27 protein-coding genes and 1 tRNA gene are annotated in these 24,735 nt (G+C 68.1%); 10 read left to right on the top strand and 18 right to left on the bottom strand.

Features of this window, described 5'->3' with window-relative positions; translation table 11 throughout:
• Window positions 1-144: 144 nt before the first annotated feature.
• From BN1959_RS11040 to BN1959_RS11030, 3 genes are all read right to left on the bottom strand, one after another.
• Window positions 145-219 (bottom strand) — tRNA-Glu (locus BN1959_RS11040).
• Window positions 220-316: 97 nt separating this feature from the next.
• A complete protein-coding gene (locus tag BN1959_RS11035) occupies window positions 317-1,471 on the bottom strand; it encodes a metal-dependent hydrolase family protein (protein WP_053948712.1) in 1,155 nt (384 codons plus the stop codon).
• 79 nt (window positions 1,472-1,550) lie between these two features.
• Window positions 1,551-2,309 carry an archaeal proteasome endopeptidase complex subunit alpha gene (locus BN1959_RS11030; RefSeq protein WP_053948711.1) on the bottom strand — a complete coding sequence of 253 codons (759 nt, stop codon included), beginning with the start codon at window positions 2,307-2,309 and terminating at the stop codon, window positions 1,551-1,553.
• Window positions 2,310-2,510: 201 nt separating this feature from the next.
• Here BN1959_RS11030 and BN1959_RS11025 point away from each other — a divergent pair, with 201 nt between their 5' ends.
• Window positions 2,511-3,332 (top strand): polysaccharide deacetylase family protein, encoded by an 822-nt coding sequence (locus BN1959_RS11025; RefSeq protein ID WP_053948710.1) that lies wholly within the window; start codon window positions 2,511-2,513, stop codon window positions 3,330-3,332.
• A gap of 45 nt (window positions 3,333-3,377) precedes the next feature.
• Window positions 3,378-4,109, top strand: a complete 732-nt coding sequence (gene yqeC / locus BN1959_RS11020) for a selenium cofactor biosynthesis protein YqeC (RefSeq protein WP_053948709.1) — start codon at window positions 3,378-3,380, stop codon at window positions 4,107-4,109.
• Here the strand turns inward: yqeC and BN1959_RS11015 are convergent, their stop codons facing one another.
• The 3 genes from BN1959_RS11015 to thyX are packed head-to-tail and all read right to left on the bottom strand — an operon-like array spanning window position 4,110 to window position 6,642.
• Entirely contained in the window at window positions 4,110-4,802 is a 693-nt protein-coding gene (locus tag BN1959_RS11015) for a molybdenum cofactor guanylyltransferase (protein WP_053948708.1), read from the bottom strand.
• 43 nt (window positions 4,803-4,845) lie between these two features.
• Complete coding sequence (locus BN1959_RS11010; RefSeq protein ID WP_053948707.1) at window positions 4,846-5,862, bottom strand: lamin tail domain-containing protein; 1,017 nt, start codon at window positions 5,860-5,862, stop codon at window positions 4,846-4,848.
• 36 nt (window positions 5,863-5,898) lie between these two features.
• Entirely contained in the window at window positions 5,899-6,642 is a 744-nt protein-coding gene (gene thyX / locus BN1959_RS11005) for an FAD-dependent thymidylate synthase (RefSeq protein ID WP_053948706.1), read from the bottom strand.
• A 116-nt stretch (window positions 6,643-6,758) separates the two neighbouring features.
• Between thyX and BN1959_RS11000 the strand changes: the two genes are divergently transcribed.
• Entirely contained in the window at window positions 6,759-6,962 is a 204-nt protein-coding gene (locus tag BN1959_RS11000; RefSeq protein ID WP_053948705.1) for a 30S ribosomal protein S17e, read from the top strand.
• Between the two features lie 7 nt (window positions 6,963-6,969).
• Here the strand turns inward: BN1959_RS11000 and BN1959_RS10995 are convergent, their stop codons facing one another.
• The 6 genes from BN1959_RS10995 to cofD all read right to left on the bottom strand — a co-directional run bounded on the left by BN1959_RS10995 (window position 6,970) and on the right by cofD (window position 12,529).
• Window positions 6,970-8,343 (bottom strand): NAD(P)/FAD-dependent oxidoreductase, encoded by a 1,374-nt coding sequence (locus tag BN1959_RS10995; RefSeq protein ID WP_053948704.1) that lies wholly within the window; start codon window positions 8,341-8,343, stop codon window positions 6,970-6,972.
• 69 nt (window positions 8,344-8,412) lie between these two features.
• Window positions 8,413-9,159 carry a proteasome assembly chaperone family protein gene (locus tag BN1959_RS10990; RefSeq protein ID WP_053948703.1) on the bottom strand — a complete coding sequence of 249 codons (747 nt, stop codon included), beginning with the start codon at window positions 9,157-9,159 and terminating at the stop codon, window positions 8,413-8,415.
• A 25-nt stretch (window positions 9,160-9,184) separates the two neighbouring features.
• Entirely contained in the window at window positions 9,185-9,805 is a 621-nt protein-coding gene (locus tag BN1959_RS10985; protein WP_053948702.1) for a DUF447 domain-containing protein, read from the bottom strand.
• Entirely contained in the window at window positions 9,802-10,680 is an 879-nt protein-coding gene (locus BN1959_RS10980; protein ID WP_053948701.1) for a triphosphoribosyl-dephospho-CoA synthase, read from the bottom strand. The genes BN1959_RS10985 and BN1959_RS10980 overlap by 4 nt, the downstream gene beginning before the upstream one ends.
• Window positions 10,677-11,438: a tRNA-dihydrouridine synthase gene (locus BN1959_RS10975; RefSeq protein WP_053948700.1), complete on the bottom strand. Its 762-nt coding sequence runs from the start codon at window positions 11,436-11,438 to the stop codon at window positions 10,677-10,679. Before BN1959_RS10975 ends, BN1959_RS10980 begins: the two co-directional genes overlap by 4 nt.
• A complete protein-coding gene (gene cofD, locus BN1959_RS10970) occupies window positions 11,438-12,529 on the bottom strand; it encodes a 2-phospho-L-lactate transferase (RefSeq protein WP_053948699.1) in 1,092 nt (363 codons plus the stop codon). The genes BN1959_RS10975 and cofD overlap by 1 nt, the downstream gene beginning before the upstream one ends.
• 87 nt (window positions 12,530-12,616) lie before the next feature.
• Here cofD and BN1959_RS10965 point away from each other — a divergent pair, with 87 nt between their 5' ends.
• Window positions 12,617-13,789 (top strand): HD domain-containing protein, encoded by a 1,173-nt coding sequence (locus BN1959_RS10965; protein WP_053948698.1) that lies wholly within the window; start codon window positions 12,617-12,619, stop codon window positions 13,787-13,789.
• Between the two features lie 215 nt (window positions 13,790-14,004).
• Here BN1959_RS10965 and BN1959_RS10960 read toward each other — a convergent pair whose 3' ends face one another.
• Window positions 14,005-14,868: a hypothetical protein gene (locus BN1959_RS10960; RefSeq protein WP_053948697.1), complete on the bottom strand. Its 864-nt coding sequence runs from the start codon at window positions 14,866-14,868 to the stop codon at window positions 14,005-14,007.
• 113 nt (window positions 14,869-14,981) lie between these two features.
• Between BN1959_RS10960 and BN1959_RS10955 the strand changes: the two genes are divergently transcribed.
• Window positions 14,982-15,740, top strand: coding sequence for a coenzyme F420-0:L-glutamate ligase (locus BN1959_RS10955; RefSeq protein WP_053948696.1), 759 nt, complete (start codon window positions 14,982-14,984; stop codon window positions 15,738-15,740).
• Window positions 15,741-15,743: 3 nt separating this feature from the next.
• Window positions 15,744-16,754, top strand: coding sequence for a 5,10-methylenetetrahydromethanopterin reductase (locus BN1959_RS10950; protein WP_053948695.1), 1,011 nt, complete (start codon window positions 15,744-15,746; stop codon window positions 16,752-16,754).
• Window positions 16,755-16,762: 8 nt separating this feature from the next.
• Here the strand turns inward: BN1959_RS10950 and BN1959_RS15070 are convergent, their stop codons facing one another.
• Complete coding sequence (locus BN1959_RS15070) at window positions 16,763-16,969, bottom strand: hypothetical protein (protein WP_053948694.1); 207 nt, start codon at window positions 16,967-16,969, stop codon at window positions 16,763-16,765.
• An 83-nt stretch (window positions 16,970-17,052) separates the two neighbouring features.
• Here BN1959_RS15070 and BN1959_RS10940 point away from each other — a divergent pair, with 83 nt between their 5' ends.
• Window positions 17,053-18,315, top strand: coding sequence for a DNA double-strand break repair nuclease NurA (locus tag BN1959_RS10940; protein WP_053948693.1), 1,263 nt, complete (start codon window positions 17,053-17,055; stop codon window positions 18,313-18,315).
• 207 nt (window positions 18,316-18,522) lie between these two features.
• Here the strand turns inward: BN1959_RS10940 and fni are convergent, their stop codons facing one another.
• On the bottom strand, window positions 18,523-19,605 hold the full coding sequence (fni, locus tag BN1959_RS10935; protein WP_053948692.1) for a type 2 isopentenyl-diphosphate Delta-isomerase: 1,083 nt from the start codon (window positions 19,603-19,605) through the stop codon (window positions 18,523-18,525).
• A 60-nt stretch (window positions 19,606-19,665) separates the two neighbouring features.
• The gene (locus BN1959_RS14445) at window positions 19,666-20,346 is read right to left on the bottom strand and encodes an IS6 family transposase (RefSeq protein ID WP_079978672.1); all 681 of its coding nucleotides are present in this window, start codon (window positions 20,344-20,346) and stop codon (window positions 19,666-19,668) included.
• Window positions 20,347-20,584: 238 nt separating this feature from the next.
• On the opposite strand from BN1959_RS14445, the gene BN1959_RS14765 reads away from it, so the two are divergent.
• Window positions 20,585-20,842 (top strand): hypothetical protein, encoded by a 258-nt coding sequence (locus tag BN1959_RS14765; protein WP_154018267.1) that lies wholly within the window; start codon window positions 20,585-20,587, stop codon window positions 20,840-20,842.
• A gap of 237 nt (window positions 20,843-21,079) precedes the next feature.
• On the opposite strand, the gene BN1959_RS14760 is transcribed toward BN1959_RS14765, so the two are convergent.
• Window positions 21,080-21,550, bottom strand: coding sequence for a hypothetical protein (locus BN1959_RS14760; RefSeq protein WP_154018266.1), 471 nt, complete (start codon window positions 21,548-21,550; stop codon window positions 21,080-21,082).
• 288 nt (window positions 21,551-21,838) lie between these two features.
• On the bottom strand, window positions 21,839-22,168 hold the full coding sequence (locus BN1959_RS10920) for a DUF7113 family protein (protein ID WP_053948689.1): 330 nt from the start codon (window positions 22,166-22,168) through the stop codon (window positions 21,839-21,841).
• A gap of 77 nt (window positions 22,169-22,245) precedes the next feature.
• On the opposite strand from BN1959_RS10920, the gene BN1959_RS10915 reads away from it, so the two are divergent.
• Together BN1959_RS10915 and BN1959_RS10910 are read left to right on the top strand one after the other, a co-directional pair.
• Window positions 22,246-24,108: an ATP-binding protein gene (locus tag BN1959_RS10915; RefSeq protein WP_079978670.1), complete on the top strand. Its 1,863-nt coding sequence runs from the start codon at window positions 22,246-22,248 to the stop codon at window positions 24,106-24,108.
• A gap of 183 nt (window positions 24,109-24,291) precedes the next feature.
• On the top strand, window positions 24,292-24,732 hold the full coding sequence (locus BN1959_RS10910) for a universal stress protein (RefSeq protein ID WP_053948687.1): 441 nt from the start codon (window positions 24,292-24,294) through the stop codon (window positions 24,730-24,732).
• The last annotated feature ends 3 nt before the right edge of the window (window positions 24,733-24,735 follow it).

Raw genomic sequence — 24,735 nt, 5'->3', positions numbered from 1 at the left:
ATTCGAACCGGAGCAAGACGTTCCGGGATGCTCACTTCGTTGCGCTTCCGGGCTGCGACTTGCAGGCTTCGAATCCGAGTCGATTCGTCGACGCCGACTCGCGGTTCGCTACGCTCACTGCTCGAACATTGGCGTCGACAGAAATGCTCCGGCTGGGATTCGAACCCAGGTCATCACCGTGAGAGGGTGATATGATTGGCCGGACTACACCACCAGAGCGCTTCGCATCCAATCGTATTCGGGTTGAACGTAAAACCGTTGCGTTTCCTCGCCGCCGTGTGGCGGATTCGCAGATCACGAGGGGGCCGTCGACGCCTTACCGGAGCCGCTCGCCGCCGAGGTACACCTGCTCGGGTGACTGCCACGCCTGCACGTCTTCGAGCGGGTTGTCGGGCAGCACCAGCAGGTCCGCGCGGTACCCCTTCTCGACCAGTCCCGTGTCGTCGAGGCCGAGCAGGTCGGCGGCGTTGACCGTCGCCGCCTCCAGCGCGCCCCGCTCGTCGAGGCCGTACTCGACCATGTAGGCGAGCTCGTGGGCGACGTCGGCGTGCTCGTTGAACGGCGTGCCCGCGTCGGTACCCATCGCGATCGGCACGTCGGCGTCGAGCGCGTACTCCCACGCGGCGGCCATGCGATCGGCGGCGTCCTGCCCTTTCTCGACGGCCTGCTCGGGGATGCCGGCGTCGCTGTTCTCGACGATCCCCTTCAGCGCCGACAGCGTCGGCACCCAGTAGGTGTCCCGATCGGCCATCAGTTCGGCGGCTTCCTCGTCCATGAACGTCCCGTGCTCGACGCTGTCGATCCCCGCGCGGACGGCGTTTTTGATCCCCTGCGTGCCGTGACAGTGCGCCGCCGTGGGGCGGCTGGCCGTGTGGGCCGTGTCGACGAGGGCGTCCAGCTCCTCGGGCGTGAGTTCGGGCGCGCCGGTCTGGGCGCCCGTCGTCAGCACGCCGCCGGTGGCCATACACTTGATCACGTCGGCGCCGGCTTTGAGCTGTTCGCGGACCGCCTTGCGGACCTCGTCGGGGCCGTCGGCCTCGCGGCCGAACCAGTGGCCGTGACCGCCGGTCATGACGACGTTCTGCCCCGCGGCCTGCACGCGCGGGCCGGCGATGGTGTCGTTCGCGACTGCCGCGCCGGCGTCGATCGCGACCGTCGCCGGCGCGCCCAGATCCCGGGTCGCGACGACGCCGGCCTCGGCCTGCTTCCGGAGGTTCTCAGCGGCGCGATAGGCGAGCGTCGCCTCGCTGTCGCCCTGCACGCTCTCGGCGTCGGGCCGGGCGTCCATCATCAGGTGGACGTGGCTGTCGATCATCCCCGGCACGACGAACTGTCCCGAGACGTCGACGCGCTCGTCGGGCTGTTCGTCGCTCGCGTCGCCGACGACTGCGACCGTGCCGTCCTCGATCAGTACGTCCGCGGTCCGCACTCCCTCGGCGTCGACTACGTGGCCGCCTTCGAGTAACTGCATGGCTGTCGGTGGTGGCGCCGACTACCTAAAGCGTCGGGTGGCGGCGAGAAGCGGTCCGCGGCGGGAATTCGGGCTCGCGTTACTCCTCGGAGTCGTCGTCGGACTCCTCGGCGAGCGCGTCGAGCAGTTCGGCGATCTCCTCGGTCTCGTACGTCTCGTACCCGTCGTCGATCGTAATCGAGACGACCGAGAGCGCGTCGGCCTCGATCTCCTCCTCGTGCTCGCGGAGGCTCCGCAGGACGAGGTTCAGCCCCTCGTCGAGACTGAGATCCTCGGACCAGCCGTCCTCGAGCACGCCCTGGATCTCCTCGCGACCGCCGCCGATGATGGTCGCCTTCCACTCGTGGGGCGTCCCGGAGGGATCGGCGCTGAACAGGCGCGGCGTGCCCTTCTCGCCCTCGACGCCGCCCTCGATCCCGCCGATCAGGAGCGCGGCGCCGTACGGTCGGGTCCCACCCATCTGGGTGTTCTCCTGGATGTGGTCGGTGATGTACTTGGTGAGCGTCTCAACGCCGATCGCCTCGCCGTAGCGCAGATGGTTGCTCTGGGCCATCTGGCGGGCGAAGTCGATCAGCTGGCGCGCGTCGGCCACGTGGCCGGCGGAGGCGCCGCCGATGTGGTCGTCGAGCTTGTGGATCTTCTCGATGCTCTCGGACTCCATCAGCTCGGAGCTCGCTTGGGCCTGTGCGGCGAGGACGACGCCCTCCTCGGTTCGGACGCCCACGCTGGGTGCGCCACGCGAGACGGCCTCGCGGGCGTACTCCACCTGGTAGATGCGTCCGTCCGGGGAGAACAGCGACGTCCCGCGGTCGTAGGCCTGCTGGTCGTTTCCTCTCATCGGGAACCCTCCGCCGCAGAGACGGCTTCGCTGTCGGTCATCGACTATCGGTACGCCCCCCCGACTGAAAAACCCTGCCTAAGCGGGATTTTACAACCCCTATCGCTGCTGGCGATCTCGGGCCGTCGTGTGAGACGGGACGCGGCCGCGGCTGTCCTGCCCAGTTCGGGGATTTATGCCGCCTTAGCCCCCGGCGTACGTATGGCCCGTGCCACCGTCTGTCTTACCGTCGATTTCGACGCCGTCTCGCCGTGGCTCCACGCCGGCGAGTTCGGCGACTCGCCCGTCCAGCGCTCCCGCGGCCGCTTCGGCGCCGAGGTGGGCGCGCCGCGGCTGCTCGACCTGTTCGACCGCCTCGACGTGCCGGCAACGTGGTTCGTCCCGGGGCACACGATCGACTCCTTCCCCGAGCCCTGCGAGCGCGTCGTCGACGCCGGCCACGAGATCGGCCACCACGGCTGGAGCCACACGCCGCCGGGCGAGTACGAGAGCCGCGAGGCCGAGCGCGCCGACGTGGCCCGCGGGATCGAAAGCATCGAGTCCCTCACCGGTTCGCCGCCTGCGGGCTACCGCTCGCCGTCGTGGGACTTCTCGCCGCACACGGTGTCGATCCTCCGAGAGTTCGGCTTCGAGTACTCCTCCAGCGGAATGGCCCGGGAGTTCGAGCCGTACGAACTGACCGACGAGCACGCGCCCGTCGACGAACCGTACGAGGTCGGCGAGCCGGTGGGGATCACCGAGATCCCCGTGTCGTGGCAGCGCGACGACTACCCCGCGCTGGCGTTCTCGGGCAACCGCGCGTTCTCCGACGAGGCGGCGGTGTTCGACCACTGGCGCCGGCAGTTCGACTGGATGTACGAGCAGTACGAGGGGACGAACTCCGTCGAGGGCGGCGTGTACGTCCTCACGCTCCACCCGCAGGTTAGCGGCCGGAGCCCCCGGCCGTCGATGCTCCGGGAGCTAATCGAGCATATGGCCGCCAAGCCCGGCGTCGAGTTCGCGACGGTCGGCGAGGTGGTGTAGCGCGGTGTCGAAACCGTTTGGAGCCTCGCGCTCCCACTCGAAGGCATGTCCGAACTCACTGCCGCGCTCGACGCCGAGGGCTTGGTCTGCGTCGTCGGCGCCGGCGGCAAGAAGACCACCATGTACGCGCTGGCGGCCGAGAGCGACCGCGCTGTCGTCACCGCCACCGTCCGCATCCCCATCTTCGACCCCCACGTCGCCCGCGTCGACGTGACCGAGGACCCGATCGCGGCGCTGATGACCGCTACCGACTGGCCGCTCGGCCTCGTCCCCGAGCAGGAGTTCGAGGACCGCTACCGCGGCTACGAGCCCGACACGGTCGACGAGATCGGGGCAGCCCACGACGGCCCGGTCCTCGTCAAAGCCGACGGCGCCCGGATGCGCGAGTTCAAGGCGCCCGGCACGAACGAGCCACAGATCCCCGAGCAGGCCGACACGGTGATCCCGGTCGCCAGCGCCCACGTGGTCGGCAAACCGCTCTCCGAGGAGCTGGTCCACCGGCCGGAGCGCGTGGCCGCGGTCGCGGGCATCGAGGTCGGCGACGAGATCACGCCCGAAGTCGTGGGGCGCACTCTCGCGAGCCCTCAGGGTGGTCTCCGGGGCGTCCCGCCCGGCGCGACGGCGATCCCGCTGGTGAACAAGATCGACGACGACGAGGATCTCGCAGTCGGCCGCGAGATCGCGAACGCGGCGCTCGAACACGCCGACCGCGCGGTCGTCCCGCGGGTCGTGCTCGCGCGGATGGCCGACGCCGAGATTCGCGAGATCGTCGAGTAGCTACCCCAGCCGCGCCGCGGCCTCGTCGAACTCCGCCTTCGTATTGATGTTCTCGAACGTCTCGAGGTCGGTCACGGCCGTCAGTTCGTCCTCGCCGACGACCGCATAGGAGAGGTCCTCCAGCGGTGCGAGGATCTTGCGGTCACCCCGTTCCAGCGCGGCGTCACAGGCATCGGCCATCGCGTCGGGTCGGTACACCGCCTGCGTCGTCTGGTACCAGCCGTCGCCGAGGCGCGGCACCGCGCCGTCGAACGGCGGCGTTCCTTCGTCGTCCCCGTCCGCCGGCGGGTCGATCTCGCCGCTCGCGCGGTCGAACAGGTAGCTGATCGCGTCGGGATCGACGAAGGGCATGTCACAAGCGACGACGGCGGTGTACTCGCCCGTCGCGGCCCGGCAGCCGTTCCTGATCCCGGCCATCGGCCCCTGATCGGTCTCGGGGTCGAGCGCGAAGCTGGTGGGGAGGGAGTACTCTTCGAGCGCGTCGCCCTCGCCGGCTGACCGCGTGCCGGCGAGCGCGTCTTCGATCGCCGTGCGCTGATCGTCCCGACAGTTCACCACTAGTTCGTCGACCACGGGTTCGAGCCGGTCCGCGACGCGGCGGATCATCGGCGTTCCGGCCAGCGGCGCGGTCGCCTTGTCGTCGTCGCCGAAGCGGGTCGAGCGCCCGCCGGCGATTATCACGGCCGAGTGCATGGGCGTGGCTCGGTGACCTCGCGGAATGTGGCTTGCGGTCCGGTCAGCCGTCGTACGAGCGCTCGATCACCGTCTCGCCGCTCTCGTTCCGGACGATAACGGTGTCGCCGCCGTTGTTCCAGACCGGACTTCCCTGCCCCCAGTAGTAGTCACCGCTGCCGTCCTCGCCGCTGCCGGTGTGGAGCGTGATCGTCCCGTTCGGCGGGATCTCGGCGCCCTCGGGGAACGTGTACGTGTGATCGGCCTCGTCGCTGACGGTCCAGCCCGAGAGGTCGAGCGTCTCGTTGCCGGCGTTGCCGAACGTGACGTACTCACCGTTGAGGTTCTCCCGGTCGTCGCCCGCGGCGTCGGCGGTGATCTCGCTGATCCACAGCGGCGGGCCGCCGTCGGCGATGGGAATGGGGGTCTCAGTCGCGGTCTGGGGGTCGCCGGTCGCGCAGGCGCCCCAGAGCCCGGCGTCGGTCCCTCTCGCGATCCCCTCGGCGGTGCCGTAGCGCTCGCGGTACTGGAAGCTCGAACTGTCGTACCGTCGCGCGAGTCCCAGCGTGAGCAGTCCGTAGTTGAACGAGTCGCCGTCGACGTGGACGTACGCCAGCAGTCGGCCGTAGTAGCCTCGGCGGGGCTCGTTCTCGTCGAAGGAGAGCGTCACCGTCTCGCCCAGCAGTTCGTCCTCGGCGTGCTGACTGGCACGCTCACCCCACTCGCGGAGGCAGTTCCGGCCCGCCTCGGCCTCGGGGACGCCGGGGAACTCCGCGGGGTCGGTCTCGGCGTGGACCTCCGGCGTGTCGACGCCGAGCAAGCGAACCGTGTCCTCGCTGCCGTTGGGGTAGCGCACGTCGATCGTGTCGCCGTCGACGACGTCGATCACCTCGACCTCGATCGCGTCTGGCTTGGGCGTCGCCGACGGCGGGGCGTCGATCGCAGTCGACGGCGTGGCTGCCGTGCCCGTCTCGGTATCCGTCGGCATCCGACCGTCGCCGTCGGTCGCGACGGGGCCGCCGGCACAGCCGGCGAGAACGAGGAGCAGACAGAGCGCGACTGCGCGGGCGCCGGAGTGCATCGCCGGCGCTACGGAGGGAAGCGGGAAAGGCGTTGGCTACGGCGCGAGGCGGTTCTTCCGGTTTTTCATGTTCTCTTCGTAGTAGTCGAACGTCACCGGACACCACTCCGCAGCGAAGTCGAGCACCTCCTCGGTCAGCCCGCGGATCTCCCACTGGGCGTCGGCAGCGGCGCGCATGTCGGCGACGTGCATCAGCGTCCGGGCGTTCATGCTCATCACGACGTTGACCTCGGTGCCGATCGGCAGCACGAACCGGGCGTCCTCGGGCGGCATCCCCAACTCCAGCAGGCGCTGGTACTCTTCGACGGAGCGCTGCACCGAGTCGCGGAACACCTGCTCGCGCTGCTCGACGGTCGCCTCGTCGACGCTGCCGCTCTGCTGATTGCGGCCGATCCAGTCCGGGTCGGTCGCGGAGGGCGGCGTGACGACCATCTCGCCGTCGCCCACCGCCTCGGGGTCCACGTCGTCGAACGAGACGTAGCGCATGCTCTGGACGTCGAAGGAGACGTGGCGGTGGCGGGTGAGCTGGGCCATACAGGAGCGGGACATCCCCTCGATCGCGAACGTGGCCTGCGGGTGCTCGAACGGGCCGAAGTGGCCGTGGGAGAGCAGGTGGCCGATCAGCGTCTCCTTTTTCGCTTCGAGGTCGTCGCCGTCGACGGTCTCCATCGTCTCCTCGAACGTCTGCTCGCCGACGAACGCCGACGCGTAGTCGTTGCGTGCGGCCCGACAGATTACCTCCTCCGGGTCCTCCGTGGCCTCCAGCAGTTCGACCTCCATGTTACTACGTTCGCGGGACCGGCGCGGCATAACTCTATCCGAGTCGGTCTCCCCCCGGACTGAAACCCTTGGCCCGGAACGAATCGCTTTAGTGGCTCTCCGGGGAATCCAACCGTATGGCAATCAAGCCGAAGTACGTCAAACAGCTGGGGACGATCCTGCTCGAGAAGTACCCCGAGTCGTTCAACCAGAACTTCGAGACGAACAAGGAGAGCGTCACCGCGCTCACGAACGTCGAGTCCAAGGAGGTCCGCAACCGCATCGCGGGCTACATCACGCGGAAGGAAGCCGGCGCCGCCGCACAGGAAGCCGAAGCGTAGTTCTCCGCTAGTAGCTGTACTCGTCGGCGGTCAGCTGGACGTATCGGTTCCGGTTCCGGAACTTCACGAGCTTGTACTCCGCGAGCAGCTTCGCACCGCGCAGCCCTGCTTTGGGGCTCCAGGAGAGCATCTCGTTGGCGCCGTCCTCGGCCAGCATCTCCTCGCCGACGCCGAACACCTCGTCCCACTGATCCGGCCCCCAGCCGCGGACGAGCTCCGCGAGCGAGACGTTCCGGAGCACCTCGTCGCCGATTGCGTCGCGCCACTCGTGGTTGTAGTGGCCCAGCCGCTCCTGTGCCGCGAGTCGCCCCGCGATCGCCCCGGTTCGGACCGCGAGGTGGTCGCCACCCTCGTGGAACGCCGACGTGGTGCCCATCGCGCCGCCACAGACCGCGATCCCGGCGTCGACGGGCGACTCGATCGGCCGCGTCGAGGAGATGGGGTACGTCTCGGTGCCCCGGCTCTTGCCGGCGTCCTCGACGATCGGGAAGTCCTCGAGATCGTACTCGTCGCCGTACTCGCGTTCGAGCAGGCGCTCGATGTAGGTGGCGCCCTGCGGGATCCGGTCGTCCTCGGGGCGCAGCAGGTCGTACTTCTCGCGGTCCTCGACCTCGTCGATGTCCATCCCGATCGGCATCGTGAGCCCGACCCGACAGACCCGGTCCTGGTTCGGGAAGATCCACGGGTAGGCGGTGTGGCCGGGCATCAGCCCCCACCAGAACACGATGGCGTCTTGCACCTCCTCGTAGATCTCCTCGGGGAACTCCCGGTACTCCTGGTAGGCGATGTGGTTGGCCGTCGGCGGCGAGAGCACTGTGCTCGCCGAGCGGTGCTCCGGGAGGTACTCGTCGAGCACGCCCATCGTGACGGTGCGCTGGGGGCCGTCACAGAGTAGGAGGTAGTCGGCGCCGATCTCCTCGCCATTGGCGAGCGCGACCGTGTGCCGCGGGTGGTCGTGCGCCTCCGTCAGGACGCCCTTCACCGACGCCTCCGTGCGGTAGTGGGCGCCCACCTCCTCGGCCCGCGAACGCAGGAAGTCGTCGAAGCGTGCGCGGTGGAAGGTGTAGCCGAACTCGTCGTAGGACGACTCGATCCCGGTCGAGCGGAGGCTACACGCCGTGTTCGGGCCGCGGAACTCCGCGCGGTCGAGCACGTTCTGCACCACCCCGTCGGGCATCTCGTCGGGGTGAATACCCATGATGTCGACCCAGTAGTCGAGGATGCCGGCGGCGTCGGTGGAGTCGGGACCCAGCCCCGAGCGGTCCTCGCGCGGGACCCCCTTCTCCAGCACCACCGCGTCGGCGCCGTGTTCGGCCGCGGCGTGGGCGGCCGCGGTCCCGGCCGGCCCCCCGCCGACGATGGCGACGTCTACGCGTTCCATGACTGGATAGGTGCGTACTCGCCGCGTTAAAGGTACTGACTCCGGGCGCCCCCGCCCCGACCCCCTCGGTCACATGAACATCCGGTCGGCGAATGCCGCCTCCTTTTCGGCGGCGGCCTCGTAGCGCTCGGCGAGCTCCTCGTAGTAGCGCCGGATCTCGTCGGCAAAGGCCTGCAGCGGCTCGGTGTTCACGTCGAGGTCGTACAGCTCGTCGATCGTCTCGATCAGCCTGATCGCGGCCTCCATGTCGGGCGTCTGATCGTGGACCGGCGTGCGGAACACGCCGACAGCAAGCGGCGAGTCGATCCCCTGCTCGACCAGCGCGCCCGTCACGCCGTCGAGGTACCCCCGCGACATCGGCTCGATCTCGCTCCCGGTTAGTCGCCGCTCGCGGTAGTCGTCGGTCGCGACGTAGTACGTCCGGTGGTCGTCGGGGCCGTGCTGCATCGGCACCGCGTCGACGACGACCACCTCCTCGACGCCGTGATCCTCGGTCCAGGAGAGGATCTCCTCGCCGAACGGGCCGCTCAGCGCCGGCGGCACGAACAGCTCGTTCTTCAGCAGCGTCAGCTCCAGATCCGGCCGCGAGAACAGCCGCGTGTGGTGTGTCGGCTGCCCGTTCTCGAAGGGGGTGATGCTCGGCATCCCCTCGGCCGACACGTGGCCCGTCTCCGTGAGCTCGAGTTGGTCGATCAGGAAGTCGACGGCCGTCAGCCCGGCGAGCCCGTAGCTCGCGAAGCCACAGAGCAGCGTCTCCTTGGGTTCCTCGCTGCTCTCGACGCCGAACCGACTCGCTGGCCGAGCACTGTCGTCCATGCGTATGGAGTCGGCGGCTGTGGCCTTAGTTCTCCGGTCGATCCCAGTCGGCGTACTCCTCGATCCGGGATACTGCCTCGCGTTCGCGGGCGCCGCCACAGCGCTCGGCCACGCCCGTGAGGAAGTCGAGGCGCCCCCGGAGCTCCTCGTCGTCGAACCCCGCGACACCCAGCCGCGAGGCTGCGACCGTCGCCTCGACCACCGCGCCGAAGCCGCGGTTGATCGTCGTCGCCTCCTCGCGGACGACCTCGCTCTCGCCGGGTGTGAGCTCCCACTCCCGGATCGTCGTCTCCCCCTCCGTCCAGGTGTCGAGGAGCGCCGCGTCGACCCCGATCCACGCGTCCGCGCTGGGGAGCACCGGTTCCGGCTCCTCGCGGATCGAGAGCGCGGCGTCGACGAACGGCCGCGGGTCGGCGACGAACTGGACGACCCCGCCGCCGCGGCGCTCGAAGTTCCGGCGCGTCCGCGTGTTGCCGTACGTCCGCGCGGTGACGGGATCGCCCGCGTGGAGGCCGAGCGCGGCGAGATTCCACAGATCGTTCGGCCCCTTCGTCGCGATGACGGACTCCGTCACCCCGCGCAGCGGGACCGGCCAGCCGTCGGGCGCGTCGTCTTCGGGCGCCCAGCCTCCGCCCGCCCCCGTCATACCGTCAGCCCCCGTTCGAGCGCGACGAACAGCGCTGCGGCGACGCGGTCGGCGGTCGTTCCGGGGTTGATCCCCTCGTCGACGAACGCCTCGGCCAGCTCCTCGGCCGGATCGAGCGAGTCCGTCCGTTCGACCGCAGCGAGGGTCGATTCGGCGCGCTGGCGGACCTCCCGCGCAGTCTCCTCGCCGTGGGTGGTCGCGACCAGCGTGTCCGGCTCCGCGGCCAACTGCCGGAGGAAACAGCCCGCCGCGCGGTCCAGTACGGGGCCGTCGTCGGCAAGGATCGATTCGGCGGCATCGAACGTCCGCGGGAACCCCTCGACCCACTCCGCGGCGTTCGTGTCGGGCACGCCGTCGTCGGGATCGGCGGAGAGCGCCATCACGTCCCAGAGCGTCATTTCCCGCTGGCGGAGCGCGGGCGCCGCGTCGCTCCCGTGCCGTGCGTCCAACTCGGCGACGCCCTCGGGTGGATCGCCGACCGCCACGTCGACGTGCTCGAACGCGCGGTAGAAATCCACGGCATCGTCGACGGTCGTCGCCCGGCAGCGATCGCGAACCGCCTCGCGATGCAGTTCGTCGGCCGCGGCAACGCTCACCAGCGGCGTCAGCAGCAGCAGGCAGCCGAACTGGGTGTTGCCGCCGGACTGCCGACTCATGCCCGCGACGGCGTGGTCGAACGCCTCGCCGACCGGTACCCCCTCGGCCGCCAGCCGCAGCCCTGCCGCGCTCCCGACGCTCCCGGCGAGGAACTGCTCGAAGCGCAGGTCGTCGAGGTCCCGCCGGCGGTCGACGTTCCCCGGCTTGGGGGTGCCGGCCACCTCCAGCAACAGCGCGAGTTCGGCGTTCTCCGCCGGGGTTCGGGGGCTGTCGCTCACGGCTCCACCTCTCGTGGGCTCTGCTCCTCCGCGAACCACTCCGCCACTGCGTCCCCAACGCGGTCGAGCACCGCGGGGTCGTCGCTCGGCCGACCGACACTGACTGCGTCGGCGCCGTACTCCAAGTACTCCCGGACGCTTTCCCGGCCGCGAACGCCGTTGTTCGCGATCAGGAACAGGTCGGTCGCGTCGGCGACGTCGGCCACTCTGGCCTCGCTGTCCATCGCGTCGACGTGCATCGCGTCGGCGCCCGCGGCCTCGACCCGTCGGGCCACGGCCACGAGATCGACGCCGTCGAGTTCGGTCCGGACTTTCACGCTCACGTCGGCGCCGGTCGCGGCGGCCGCGACGAGCGCTTCGAGTCGCTCGGGCTCCCGGAGCAGCGACTCCCCCGCACCGGCCGCACAGAGTTCGTCCTGCCGGCAGTGGGCGTTGATCTCCACGAATGCGTCGTGATCGGCGGCCACCGCGGCGACTTCCCGGACCGGCTCGGCCGTCGTCGAACGGACGTTGATTCCCGGTCGCAGGTCGACGCCGGAGAGCGCCGCGAGCTGGTCGTCGACGAACGTGATCGGGTCGTCGGGCAGGAACTCAGAGCGGTCGCGGTCGGCGACCATCGCTCGGGCCGCTTCCCGGGTCGACCGATCGAGGCAGACGCCACCGAGGACGGCCGCACCGGCCCAGTCAGCACCCGCTCGGGCCCACTCGGCGTCGGCCTCGCCCGAGAGCGACGCCAGCGCCAGCCGCGGTTCGAACATCACGGCTCACCCCCGAGCGCGGGCAGATCGCTCGTGTCGATGTCGTCGCCGTCCAGTGCTTCAGGGCCATCGACTGCGACCCCGAGACTGTCTAGGCCCGCGCCGACGGCGGCGAGCGCGAGCGCGCAGGCCCGACCGACGCGCTCGGCGTCCGCGGGGTCGTCGATCTTCGTGTCGGTCCGGACGACCGGGCGATCGAGGTCGGTGCCGTCCGCCTCGTCGAGCACGAACGCGTCCGCGAAGCCGTACGTCTCTGCGACGCCGGCGGTCGACGGCTCGCGGCCGGTGCCGGCCATCAGGTCCGCGACGGGGCCAGAGAACGCCTCGTCCTCGCAGAACGGCGAGACGGCGACGACCGGCGTCTCCCCGAGCGCGCGGTCGACGCCCGGGAGCGACCGAATCGGGCCGACCGAGGTGACGGGGTTGGAGGGGCCGATCACGACGGGGCCGCTGAGGGCAGCCTCGACTTCTGGCGTCGGTTCGGCGGTCTCCGCGCCCCGGAACTCTACGCCCTCGACGGAAGGGTCCGCTCGGTTCGCGACCCAGTACTCCTGAAAGTGCATCTCGCCCTCGGGCGTCTGGATCATCGTCGCGACGGGGTCGTCGCTCATCGGCAGCAGGTCGATCGCGAGGTCGAACGCGTCGGCGAGCGTGTGGGTGGCCTCGGTCAGCGAGTGCCCCTCCTCGAGCAGCGAGGTCCGGGTGATGTGGACCGCGCGGTCGCGGTCACCGATCGTCATGAACTCCGCGATCCCCGAGAAGCGCCGCCAGCGCGCGATCTCTTGGCCTTCAGTCTGCGCATCGTCGGGGAGGTAGCGCGGTCCTTCTTCGAGGCCGGCCGCGTCGGCGAGCCGGAACAGTTCCGCGTTCGTCTCGTGGCTGTCGCCCTCGATCCCCCACCACGTCTCGCGGTCGAGCACGCCGCCACCGTCGAACAGCACCGTGTCGAGGTCCGGGCAGACGAGCAGCCCGCCGAGCTCCACGTCGTCGCCGGTGTTGCCGACGACGGTGACGGCGTCGCGCGCGAAGACGTGCTCGTCCCCGGAGAGCAGCTTGGGGGTGCCGGTCCCCCCGGCGAGGAACGTGACCATGGGCGGCGTTTCGTGGGCGCGGGGTTGAAGCTTCCTCTCCCGACGGCGCACCGGGGCGACTTTGGGGCTCGCCCACGGGGCTCCGGTATGAACGCGATCAAGGACTCCGTCCACGACTGGATCACCCTCTCCCCGGTTGCGACGGACCTGCTCGATACGCCGGCGTTCCAGCGGCTCCGGCACATCAAGCAGCTCTCGACGATCCGGCTCGTCTACCCCTCGGCCTCGCACACGCGCTTCGAGCACTCGCTGGGCGTCTACCACCTCGCCGAACAGGCGCTCACCCACCTCCGCGTCGACGGCGAGCGCGCGGATCACGTCCGCGCCGCCGCGCTGCTGCACGACGTGGGCCACGGCCCCTACGGTCACCAGACCGAGGAGGTGATCATGCGCCGCGCGGGCCGGCACCACGACGAGATCGGCGACGTGATCGCGGACACCGGAATCGCCGACGTGCTCCGGGAGCACGACCTCTCGCCGTCCCGCGTCGCCGCACTCGTCCGGGGCGAGGGCGAACTCGGCCAGCTCGTTTCGGGGGAACTCGACGTGGACCGGATGGACTACCTCGTCCGCGACGCCCACCACACCGGCGTCCCCTACGGCTCGATCGACCACGGGCGGCTGGTGCGGTCGCTGCGCTACCGCGACGGCGAACTGGTGCTCGCCGAGGGGAACGTCCGCACTGCGGAGTCGCTGCTGCTCGCCCGCGGGCTGATGAACGGGATCGTCTACCGCCACCACGTCTCCCGGATCGCGGGCTCGATGCTCGAACGCGCCGCAGAGCGCCTGCTCGATGGCGAGAACGACGTGGGGATCGAGGAGTTCGCCCGGATGGCCGACCACGATCTGCTGGTCGCGCTAGGCGAACACGTCCCCGACCTCGGCGGCCGGGTCGAGCGCCGGGATCTGTACAAGCGGGCGGTGTGGGCGGACCTCTCGGACACGCCCGCACACCTCCTCGAACTCGAACACGAGGACGAGCGCGCCGCCGAGCACGATATTGCGGAGCGCGCGGGCGTCGACGAGTCCGAAGTGATCGTCGACGTCCCCCGCCGGCCGTCGATGAAGGAGTCCAACGCCCGCGTGGTCGTCGATGGCGTGGTCCAGCGACTGGAGGAAGCCTCGGGGCTGGTCACCGCGATCCGACAGACACAGCGCGACAGCTGGCGGTTGGGCGTGTACGCGCCCGAGCAGGAGCGCGAGGCGGTCGCGGAAGCGGCCGTGGACGTGCTAGGGCTGCCCGAGCGCGTGCAGCGGTAATGTGGTCGCTATCGGCGACGCTCGGCGGGTAGAACGGGCGGCTCGGGAGAATCCATCGTCACACGGGGCTCGGTGGGGGTAACCCTCGTCACTGCCGCCCGGCGGGACGTTGCGCCTCGGCGAGTATGAGTGGTTCGTCTCGCCGTTACGCCGCATCGACCGCGCCTCCCCGTACCGCCGTCACTCTCGATCGACCGCGGCTCAACGTGCCGCGGTCAATCAAGCTCCAGCCACGGCACTTCGACCAGCGGCGGGATGTGGGTCTCGATGTGGTGCTCCCAGACGCCCTCCTCGCCGAACGCTTCGCCGTGGTCGGCCGTCACCACCACGTCGCCGTCGAGCTCGTCGACGAACGCGGCGATGTCCTCCAGCACGATCCGGAGGTTCTCCTCGTACAGCCCGAGTGCGGCCTCCTGCGTGCCGTTTTTCATCACGTCCGCCGGGTCGAGTTCGAGCCAGAGCCCGGCTTTCTGGGCGAGTTCGCTGCCGTCGAGCACGCTCTCGACGTTGGTCCGGAGCGTGTCGCTCATCGACGCGAGCGTGCCGCCGTCGGCCTCCGCGTCGCCGTTCTCGGCTTCCTCCTGTTTCCGGATCCCCTTCTGGATCTGTTTGAGCTTCTGTCCCTTCCCGCGGGAGAGGTAGGGGGCGTGGGGCTGCATGTAGTGCAGGACGGTGCGCTCGGCGCGCTCGACGGCGTCGCGGTTGTTCCGGAACGCCTCGGTGATCCCCTCGGGGGGGACCGTGCCCAGATCGTCGTCCCAGCCCGTCTTCCAGACGTCGAACACTTCGGTGATGTGGTCGGAGGCGGTCCACTCGTAGTCACAGCTGGCGCCCCACTTCAGCTCGTTCAGCGGGATCCCGAGATCGTTGATGAACGGGTTGCCCGAGAAGTAGGCGATGTCGTGGTGGCCGGTGAAGTTGCGGTACGCCCACTCCGGCGTCGACGATCCGGCGCTGCGTCGCTTCTCCAGCCGCCCGTCCAGATACTCGTCGTAGATCTCGCTGAACACGTCGTAGCGACACGCGTCGAGCACCAGGCAGTAGTCCCACTCGGACTCGAGGAAATCCTGATCCCGCATCAATTACCGGGGGGTTCTCAGTCGTTCTACGTATTCCTGTTGTTTTCGTGGCCCCTCGAAGGCCGGCTCGCCCCTTCAGCACGACTTTTGTGTGCCGGCCCGGAGTAGCGGGTATGGAGCTGTTCGCCGTCTCCGACCTCCCGGAGATACGGGCGGGCGACGATCTGGCCGCGATGATCGCCGAGCGGGTCGACCTCCGGCCCGACGACGTGGTCTGTGTCGCCTCGACCGTCGTCTCCAAGGCCGAGGGCCGGACCGCCGACCTGGAGGAGTTCCCCGCCGGCCCGCGGGCGAAGGAGATCGCCCGGAACCTGGAGGAGATCTCCGGCGACGAGAAGGACCCGCGGTTCGCACAGGCCGTCCTCGAGAACAGTACCGACGTGGTGATGGACGAGCCGTTCATCCTCACCGAGGCGCCCTTTGGCCACGTCAGCGTCAACGCCGGGATCGACCGCTCGAACGTCCCGGACCACGACCTCCTCCTGCTGCCCGAACGACCGAGTCAGTCCGCCGAGCGCATTCACGGGAACCTCCCCGAGTCGCCGCCCGTGATCGTCACCGACACCTCCGGCCGGCCGTTCCGCCACGGCCAGCGCGGCGTTGCGATCGGCTGGGCGGGGATGCCCGCCTCCCGGGACTGGCGCGGCGAGACCGACCGCGACGGCCACGAACTGCAGGTGACCGTCCAGAGCGTCGTCGACGAGCTCGCGGGCGCCGCCAACCTCCTCTCCGGCGAGGGTGACGGCGGCGACCCGGTCGTCGTCGTCCGGGACTGGGCGTTCGGCGACCACGACGGCAGCGACAACATGTTCCGCGAGATGCGCGGGGACTTCGTGCGCCAAGCGCTACGTGGCTGGAAGTACGAGGACTGATCGATGCCCGAACCCACCCCCATCCGCCGCGGGATCGAACTCACCCCCGAACACCCCGTTGGCCGCCTCGCCGAGCTCGCCGAAACCGCCGAGGCGGCGGGGTTCGACGCCGCGTTCGTCTCCTCACACTACAACAACCGCGACCCGTTCCAGGCGCTCACGGCGATCGCCGAGCGAACCGACTCGATCCGGCTCGGCCCGGGGGTCGCCAACCCCCACGAGAGCCATCCCGTCGCGCTCGCGTCCCGAATGGCCACGCTTGACGAGCACTCGGGCGGCCGCGGCGTGTTCGGGATCGGCCCGGGCGACCCCTCGACGCTGCGGAACCTCGGCGTCGACGGCGACGATCGCGGCCTGCGCTCGGTGCTGGAGGCGTTCAAGGTCGCGAAGCGGCTCTGGAACGGCGAGCGCGTCGACCACGACGGCACGTTCGCCGCCGAGGACGCCGGCCTGAACTACGAGCCGCCGGGGGAGCTCCCCGTCTACGTCGGCGGGGAGGGGCCACACATGTGCCGGATGGCCGCGAAACACGCCGAGGGACTGCTGTTCAACGGCTCACACCCCCGGGACCTCGCGTGGGCGGCCGACCGGGTCGCGGAGGGGCTGGACGAGCGCCCCGACCACCGCGGCGAGTTCGACTTCCTCGCGTACGCCAGCGTGAGCGTCGCGGCCGATCGCGAGGCCGCCCGCGAGGCCGCACGGCCGCCCGTGGCGTTCATCGCCGCCGGCGCGCCCGAGCCGGTGCTCGCCCGGCACGACATCGACGCCGAGCGCGCTGCCGCGGTGGGCGAGAGGATCAGTGAGGGCGCCTTTACCGAGGCGTTCGAGCGCGTGACGCCAGCCATGATCGACGCCTTCGCCGCCGCGGGCACCGTCGAGGAGGTGGCCGACCGGCTGGCGGCGGTGTTGGATCACGCCGACGGCGTCGTCTGTGGCTCGCCGCTGGGGCCGGATCTCGACGCGGCGGTCGAGCTAGCCAGCGAGGCGCTGGAGGAGGCGGAGAAACAGGGCTGATCGGACGACTACCGCGTCGAACTCGCGCCCAGCAGGTCGATCAGGCCGCCGAACGCGAGGTAGCCCAGCGCACCGCTGGCGGCGATCACGAAGAGGGCACCGACGGCGGCCGAGACGGCCGACAGCGGGTCCTGTGTCACGACGCCCTCGAACAGCCGTCCCATCTCGGGCAGGTCGGTGACGAGCCGGGTCACGAACTCCTGCAGCGTAGCCATACGTCGGCGTTGTATCGGGGGTCACTTCGCTCTTCCGTGTGCAGCCGGGGGAGTTTTCCCCGGCCGCGCCCCACCGACGGGCAGTGACGCTCGATCCTATCCACGTCGACACTATCGCCCGGATCGCGGCCTCCATCGCGGGCACCGTCGACGACTCCGACCACGACGACCACGCCGACCGCGCGTGGGGGCTGCTCGACCCGCTGCGGGAGGACGGCCGGATCGTGGTCGAACCGCTCGCCGAGCCGGCCCTCCGGGCCGCCGCGATCGACGACGTGGCGCTCGCGGACCGACCGTTCGAGACGACCCACGGGCTCGACGCGGGGACGCTCAACCCCACCGGGTTCAAGAACGGGCTGCTGCTCGACGTGGCACAGGCGGCGATGGCCTCGGCGCCGACGGATCTCGATCTCCACCGCTCGCGCTCGATGGTCGCGACCGTCCACGCCAGCGACGCCACCCGCGAGTACGGCGAGGAGTGGCGCAACTACGACGAGGGCTACAGCCGCCGGAAGGTGCTCCAAGTCCCGGCGGTGAGCGAGTTCGCCGACGAGGTGACCCACGAGCTCGCGCTGTATCTCGCGGAGTCCTCCCACGCGCTCGAACACGCCGAGCAGGTGGAGGAGCTACTGCTGCTCGATGGGCCGCTCTACCCCAAGCGGCTGTTCAACTGGGAGTCCCGCGACCCCGCGCTGGCGGAGGCCACGAAGGAGGCAGCGCCGCAGGCGATCGTCGAGAACTACGTCCGGCTGGTCGAGCAGTTCGTCGAGCGCGGCGTCCCGATCGCGGGGTTCGTGAAGAACCCCACCTCCCGGTTCATCGTCCGGACGCTCTCCGATCGCGTGCCGACGCCGTGGACCGACGACGCCGCGCTGTTCACCCGCCTGCTGGAGCAGCGCGACGACGCGCTCGACGAGAGCGCCGACGACCCGTCCGCTGCTCGGGAGGAGTCCGACCTCACGTTCACCTCGTGGTTCCGCTCCCGCGGGTCGTCCGACGAGCCGATGTCCGTCGACGGCGACGCGATGGGGATCGAGCGCCGACTGGAGCCGGAGTGTTACGAGGTGACGTTCTGCTACCTCTACGACCCGCGGACCGACGTGACGTACAAGATCGAGGCCCCCTACGCCGTCACGCGGGACCCCGAGACTCGCGAGGCGCTGACGACCCAGCTTCTGAGCGAGGTCGCGACCGAGCGCGGGCCGCCGGAGGCGATCGGGAAGGCCGACGAGCTCGCGAAGATCGGCGCCGGCGAGAAGGCGGCGATCCGCCGGAAGTTCGAGGAGACGTTCGGCAGCGAGTCGCGGTCGACGTACGACGGGCTGCGCTGGGGCGAGGAGGAGTAGTTTCGGTTCTCGGTGGTGGTTCGGTCGTTGGTAACTGGGACAGCGACTCCGATAGCGACAGCAGTTCGGTCGTTGGGCGCTGTTGAAACCCTCCGCCTGTGAGAGATTCCGCGATAGTCAGTAAGTACAGGCTGGACAGATATCGCCGTCGGCTCTCTCTTTCCTGGTGTTGTTCAATCTATCCTGCTGAGGCTGGGGAACTCGGTACTACTCGCTACTGGTTCGTTGTTCCACGTACTCGCGTGTCTCTCCGTGCAACACGTATTCTACCTGCTGAAGTTCATCGATCGACCCCGAGCCGGTGACGAACATCGCTGTCCGCAGCTCGGCGATCAGGTCTTCGACCCGTTCGATGACAGCGTCTGGCCCGTCTGTGGCTGGTTTCAAGAACGGTTTCGCCAACCCGCCGGCGTGGGCACCTAGGGCAATCGCTTTTGCCACGTCCAATCCCGTTCGGACACCACCACTCGCAATTACGCAGTCGTGTTCGGTAACACACTCGATCGTACTTGCAGCGGTCGGGATGCCCCATTCTCGGAACAGCGTGCCGATTCGTTGCTGCCGCGGCGCGTTCGCGGCTGCTGCGCGATAGGCTTCGATCCCGGACCACGTCGTTCCGCCTTTACCAGCGACGTCGATCGCGTCAACGCCTGCCGCAGTTAGCTCGCGAGCAGTCTCTCCGGAAATTCCGTTGCCCGTTTCCTTGACGATAATCGGCACCGAGAGTGCCTCGGACACTCGTTCGATCGCAGCTACACAGTTCCGCCCGTCGACATCGCCTTCAGGTTGGGTGGCTTCCTGAAGGAAGTTCAGGTGAACCGCGAGCGCGTCGGCGTCGATCATTTCGACTGCCTGCTCGACCATTCCGATGTCGTACTCTCGGAGCTGTGCAGCGCCGAGGTTCCCGTAGATGAACGCATCGGGCGCGGCATCGCGGACGACGGTGTACGATTCGAGGACGCGTTCGTCGTCGAGTTCGAGGCCCGCTCGCTGGCTACCGAGACCCATGGCGATGCCGGTCTCGCTGGCGGCCCGGGCCAGCGCCCGATTAATCTCCGTCGTGTTCTGGTGCCCGCCAGTCATGCTCTCGATGAAGATCGGGGCAGATAAGTCGTGACCCAGGAAGTCGATGGAGGGATCGATCGCGTCGTAATCAAGTTCCGGAAGCGCGTTATGGATGAGTCGGACGTCGTCGAAGCCCGTCCCTGTCGTTTCGACGTCCCGATCCTGAACGATTTGAAGGTGGTCGTCCTTTCGGTCTTCAGTCTCCGAGGAGTCCTGCGCCGTCATTACCCGAGTTCGTACAGGAGGTGGCAAAACAATACTGTTGTATGGCTCTGTTGGCACTGTCTAGTTAAGCACGGCTTCTGCTGGCGTTTGTTCGTCGAGCGATTGATGCGGTCTCTGGTAGTTGTAGTAATGCACAAATTGTTCAAGCCATTCGCGTGCGCTTGCCCGACTGCCGACCCAGGAGTTGTGGAAACGGTCGATGCGCATTTTGAGGGTGTGAAACCACTTTTCGATGTGGTTTCGGTCGGTATAGTCAACCCGACCGTTGAGCCCTAAGCGAGAGAGGGCAGTCCTATACCCGAACTGGTCAACGAGAAACACAGCGTCGGAGAGATCGTGTTTCTCACGGAGTCCGTGAAGGAACGCAGCCGCTGGATCAGTCCCATGTCGTCCGAACAGCTCCACATCAAGAATCAGTTTTGTGTCGAGATCTATTGCAGCGTACAGCCAAGACCATTCGCCATTGATTTTGATAGCGGTCTCGTCAACTGCGACCCTTGACGGCTGCGCCGTCGGCGGGTCGCCGACGCTATCAGCGACTCGGTGAACCCATTGGCAGATCGCTTGATGTGAGCGTTCTACGCCGAATAATCGGAGAATTTCTTTCGTTTCTCGAAGCGAACAGCCGGTCGCGTGGAGGCGGACGGCGAACGCCCTGACGGGCGTCGCCGTCCGCTCTCGCTCCCAACATTCAACATTCGCTGTGTTCAACGTCTCTTTGAGCAGTTCTTGGTTTCGCATAGACACCAAAACCAACGAACTGCTCACTTCTCAAACTGGCTTAACTTGACAGTGCCGCTCTGTTGAAACCCTCGAGAACTGATAGGATCGGCGTGCGAGATACGGAGGATCAATGGGGCGTTTGGTGTCCGTTGGTGGGACGACGATCTCGACAGACCAATCGACCAGAGACGTTCACCCACTACACACCATTCTTCGAGATGACAACCGTCACTGTCTGGCCGTCCCGTCCCATTGCTTGGACAGTCCAGCCGTACTGTTCAACAGCCGCGCGGAGGTCCTCAGGAACGAGGTCTGGATTGCCTGCGTCACAGTAGACACGCGGGAGAAAGCGCCGCAGTCCTTCTGGGGGTTCTCGGCGATGTTGTTCAGGGAGTGCGACTTGTCCGCTTGCTTCGTCTGGAAACCCTTCAGCCCGATCAATGCCGTCATACCCGAGGTCACGGACAGCATCGAGAATGGTGTCGAGCGAGATCTGCTCCCCGCACATCTGTAGCTCTCCTCACTTCCGAGTTACGAGGAGCACGATCATAAATCTGCGCGCTGGCTCGTCACGTAGCGCAATCGAAAGTGCCGTATTCACAACTAACCGATGATCTCGGTTTCGAATAGACTGCACCGTCGTGCAAGACTCACGCCCTGTATGCAGCAGCTTGCTTCGACAACTACTCAACTTCTGTCAGTAGGGGCGTACGCGATACAGAGGGTGTAGGCAGCACGGTGAACGCCTCAGTTACGGAAGCGTTTCGCCCTCTGCGTAGCAGTTGAACCGAACACTTGCGGTTGCGATCTGCTCGGCATCCGGGTCAGTCAACGAGACAGTGTATTCACCGTGAACCGGTGGGGGGCCCAACGGTACCGCGTAGAGTTCGTCACTGCTGGAGCCAAACACGGGGTAGTCCTCGGGGTCGAGACTACTCATCCCTCGATTGCTCATGAGTGGAATCGACGCGACGAGGTCGTCATCACTATCTCGTATCCTGACTGCGTGGTACCGTTCTCCAGTAATGGCTTGGTCAGAAACCAGTATCCCGAGGGAGACCTGATCTTCACCTCGTATTGGAGCAATCTTTCCAAGATATTGCGAATCGCTGCCCACGCCTCGACTGGAACACCGAGCGATGAGTTCTTCATTACCGAGACAGCCAGCGGTTGCAGTCACAGTGGCAGCAACACCCGCTATCAGCTCACGTCTGGAGGGCATGGCACCTGATGTGTGTCCACGTATTGTAATGATACTGGTACTGCGGCATTCGTGCTCTGTACTCAGCAGAACGCTGAGAACAGATCTCCGGTTGAGGGTTTCAACAGAGCATCTCGATGCTTGATACTTGCGATCGCAGGGCCCCGGGCACGTGGCCCGGCACAGTCATAAGTGGTCATGCTCACTCCGCGGTCCTGTCCGCAGTCCAACCGAACTCGGCGGTCGCTGTTCCGAATCCCTGTCGTCGGTCAACGGAAAGCCCAGCCCCGACCGTTCGCTAAACAACCCCTACGCCGGTGTCTCCTTCTCCACGTCGATCTCCACGTCCTCCACGCCGATCCGGGCGAACTGCGTGCGGATGTGCTCCCGCGCCGCCGAAAGCGCCTGCTCGCGGGTGTCGAACCCCCGCGGCATCGGCGACTCGAACGCCACCCGGATCTCCTCGCCGTCGATCTCGATGGCCGAACCGCCGCTCTCGACCTGGTAGAACGTGTCACACACCCAGACGTAGGCGGCGTCCTCGTCGGGGGCACCCTTGTACGACGGGGGCTCCTCGCCGCGCTCGAACAGCGTGCCGGTGAGGGCGGTCCCGCCGCCGCGACCGTGGACGTAAATCATACCGAAGCTAGTCGGTCGGCGCCTTTAGGGGTGCTGCCCCCGGCGTCCGCCGCGATCCCCGGGACAGGGAAAGGCGTATGGCGGGAGCCCTCCACCGCCGATACATGAGCGATTCGGGCGATCTCGGCGACTTCACCGACTACGTCGACGACGCCGAGCAGTCGGGGGCGACCGACGGCGGCGACGCGGCCACGGGGGACGACCCGGGCCGGGAGAGCGACGACGCGGCCGAGTTCGAGCGCTACGGCGCCGAGCCGGCGGGCGCCGACGAGGGGCTGGGCACCGTCTCCGTCTCGCAGGGGCTGCGCGTCTCCCAGGATGGCGACGAGACGACGCTGCGCGCCTTCATCACCACCGGGAACCGCGACTCGGTGCGGCTGGGGAGCTACCTGCTCGTCCCCTACCCCGACGACGAGGTGCTGTTCTGCTCGATCGCCGCGCTGGAGTACGCACAGGAGTTCCAGTCCGACGACGCCACCGAGATCCACGCGCGCCGGCAGATGCGCCGCGAGGAGTTCGAGGAGCGCGACTACAAGTTCATGGCCGAACTGGAGCCCGTCGCGGTCATCTACGAGGAGGGCGACGAACTCAAGCGCCGGATGACCGACCGCGTACCCAAGCCCGGCGCGCTCGCCCGCGAGGCCTCGGACGAGGAACAGATCAAGACGGGACTCAAGATCCCCGGCGACGGCGTGTTCCTCGGGCACCTCTCCGTGGGGGGCGAGAAGGTCCGCACCGCCGCGGAGCCGCCGACGGTCGACTACCGCGTGAAGGACGACTACGCCGACGGCGACCCGCTCCTCTTCCGCCACACGCTCGTCGCCGGCGGCACGGGCTCGGGGAAGACCCACGCCTCGAAGAACGTCCTCCGGCAGTACCTCGACGAGGAGCGCGCCTACCCCTTGGACGACGGCCGGGAGGTCCAGCCCGCGGTCGTGCAGTTCGACCCGCAGGACGAGTACGCCCAGATGCACGACGACAACCCCGGGATGAGCGACGCGTTCGCGCGCACGCTCGACCGCGAGGGGATCGCCCACGGCGGCCACGACGACACGATCGCGCTGGTGCCCGTCGAGGACGGCGTGAGCTACGGCGGCGAGAACCACCGCGCCGAGCAGGTGCGGTTCACCATCCCGTTCTCGGTCGTCAAAGAGTACGAGATGCCGTGGCTGGTCGCCGGTGGCGGGCTGAACGACAATCAGTACCCCGCGCTGCTGACGCTCCTGAACCGCTTCTTTAGCGACTACGGGCAGGAGGGCACGTACGAGGAGTTCAAGCGGTTCCTCGACGACCCCGGCCTCAAGGAGGAACTCGACGAGTCGGGCCGGGTCCACGAGGCGACGTTCGACGCCGTGAAGCGTCGGGTTCGAGGGATTCCTTCCGGGATCTTCGATCAGGATGCTCGACCGATCACCGAACTCGACCACGAGCTCGTCCGGCCGGGCGGGCTGACGGTGGTGCCGACGTACCACCTCTCGACCTCGCGGGCGAAGGAGATGTTCGTGCTCGCGGTCTCCTCGTTGCTGGTCGACGACAAGCTCTCGAACTCCCCGCAGAGCCAGCGCATCAAGGAGACGCCGCTGGTGCTCGGGATGGACGAGGCCCACAACTTCCTCTCCGACGCCGACACCGTGCAGGCCCGGAAAGTCGTCCAGAAGTTCACGGAGGCCGCGAAGCAGGGGCGGAAGGAGCGACTCGGGCTGTTCCTGATCACGCAGGACCCGCAGGACATCGCGGAGCCGGTGTTCAAGCAGGTGAACACGAAGGTCGTGTTGAACCTCGGCGACGAGGACGCGATCTCGTCGGTGAACATCCCGACGGAGTTGGCACAGAAGGTCCCCTACATGGAGAAGGGCCAGATGGTGGTGTACTCGCCGGACAACTCCGAGCCGGTGGAGCTGATCGGGCTGAGCGAGTGTGTCACCAGACACGGCGACTGACCTGCGACGACCTCCGTGTCGTCGCGGCGGAACGAATGCCGTGTCTGTGTGTGACTCGCCGCGGCGAGTGAGCGCGAAGCGATCTCGTGTCGCGAGCACCGAACCAACGCCGTAACTGTGTGGCCCGCCGAGGTCACGAGATCCGCCACCTCGCTTTTCACGGATGCCCCCGAACCCCCAGTCATGACCAAGCGAATACTCGTCGCGTACGACGGGACGCCACAGGCCGAGGAAGCGCTGGAGTTCGCGATTGACGAGTGGGACGGCCACGACATCACGCTGCTGTACGTCATCAACCCCGTCGAGGCCGGCTACAGCGCCGGCGTCGGTATCCCCAGCGGCAGCGAGGAGTGGTTCGAGCAGTCCAAGGCGGACGCCGAGGAGCTGTTCGAGGAGGCCGGCGCCGAGTACGACGCCGAGTTCCGGACGGAGATCGCGGTCGGGCGCCCGCCCCAGACGATCGTCGAGGTCGCCGGCGGGGAGAGCGACGACGTCGACGCGCCGGCGTACGACCACCTCGTCGTCGGGAGCCACGGCCGCACCGGCGTCTCGCGCATGCTGCTCGGTAGCGTCGCCGAGAAGGTGGTCCGGGAGTCGCCGATCCCCGTCACGGTCGTCCGGTGAGTC

Origin of the sequence: Halolamina sediminis (genome assembly GCF_001282785.1) — an archaeon.
GTDB lineage: Archaea > Halobacteriota > Halobacteria > Halobacteriales > Haloferacaceae > Halolamina > Halolamina sediminis.
Note: the sequence above shows the minus strand (reverse complement) of the source record. Positions and strands in the feature narration are given on the sequence as shown.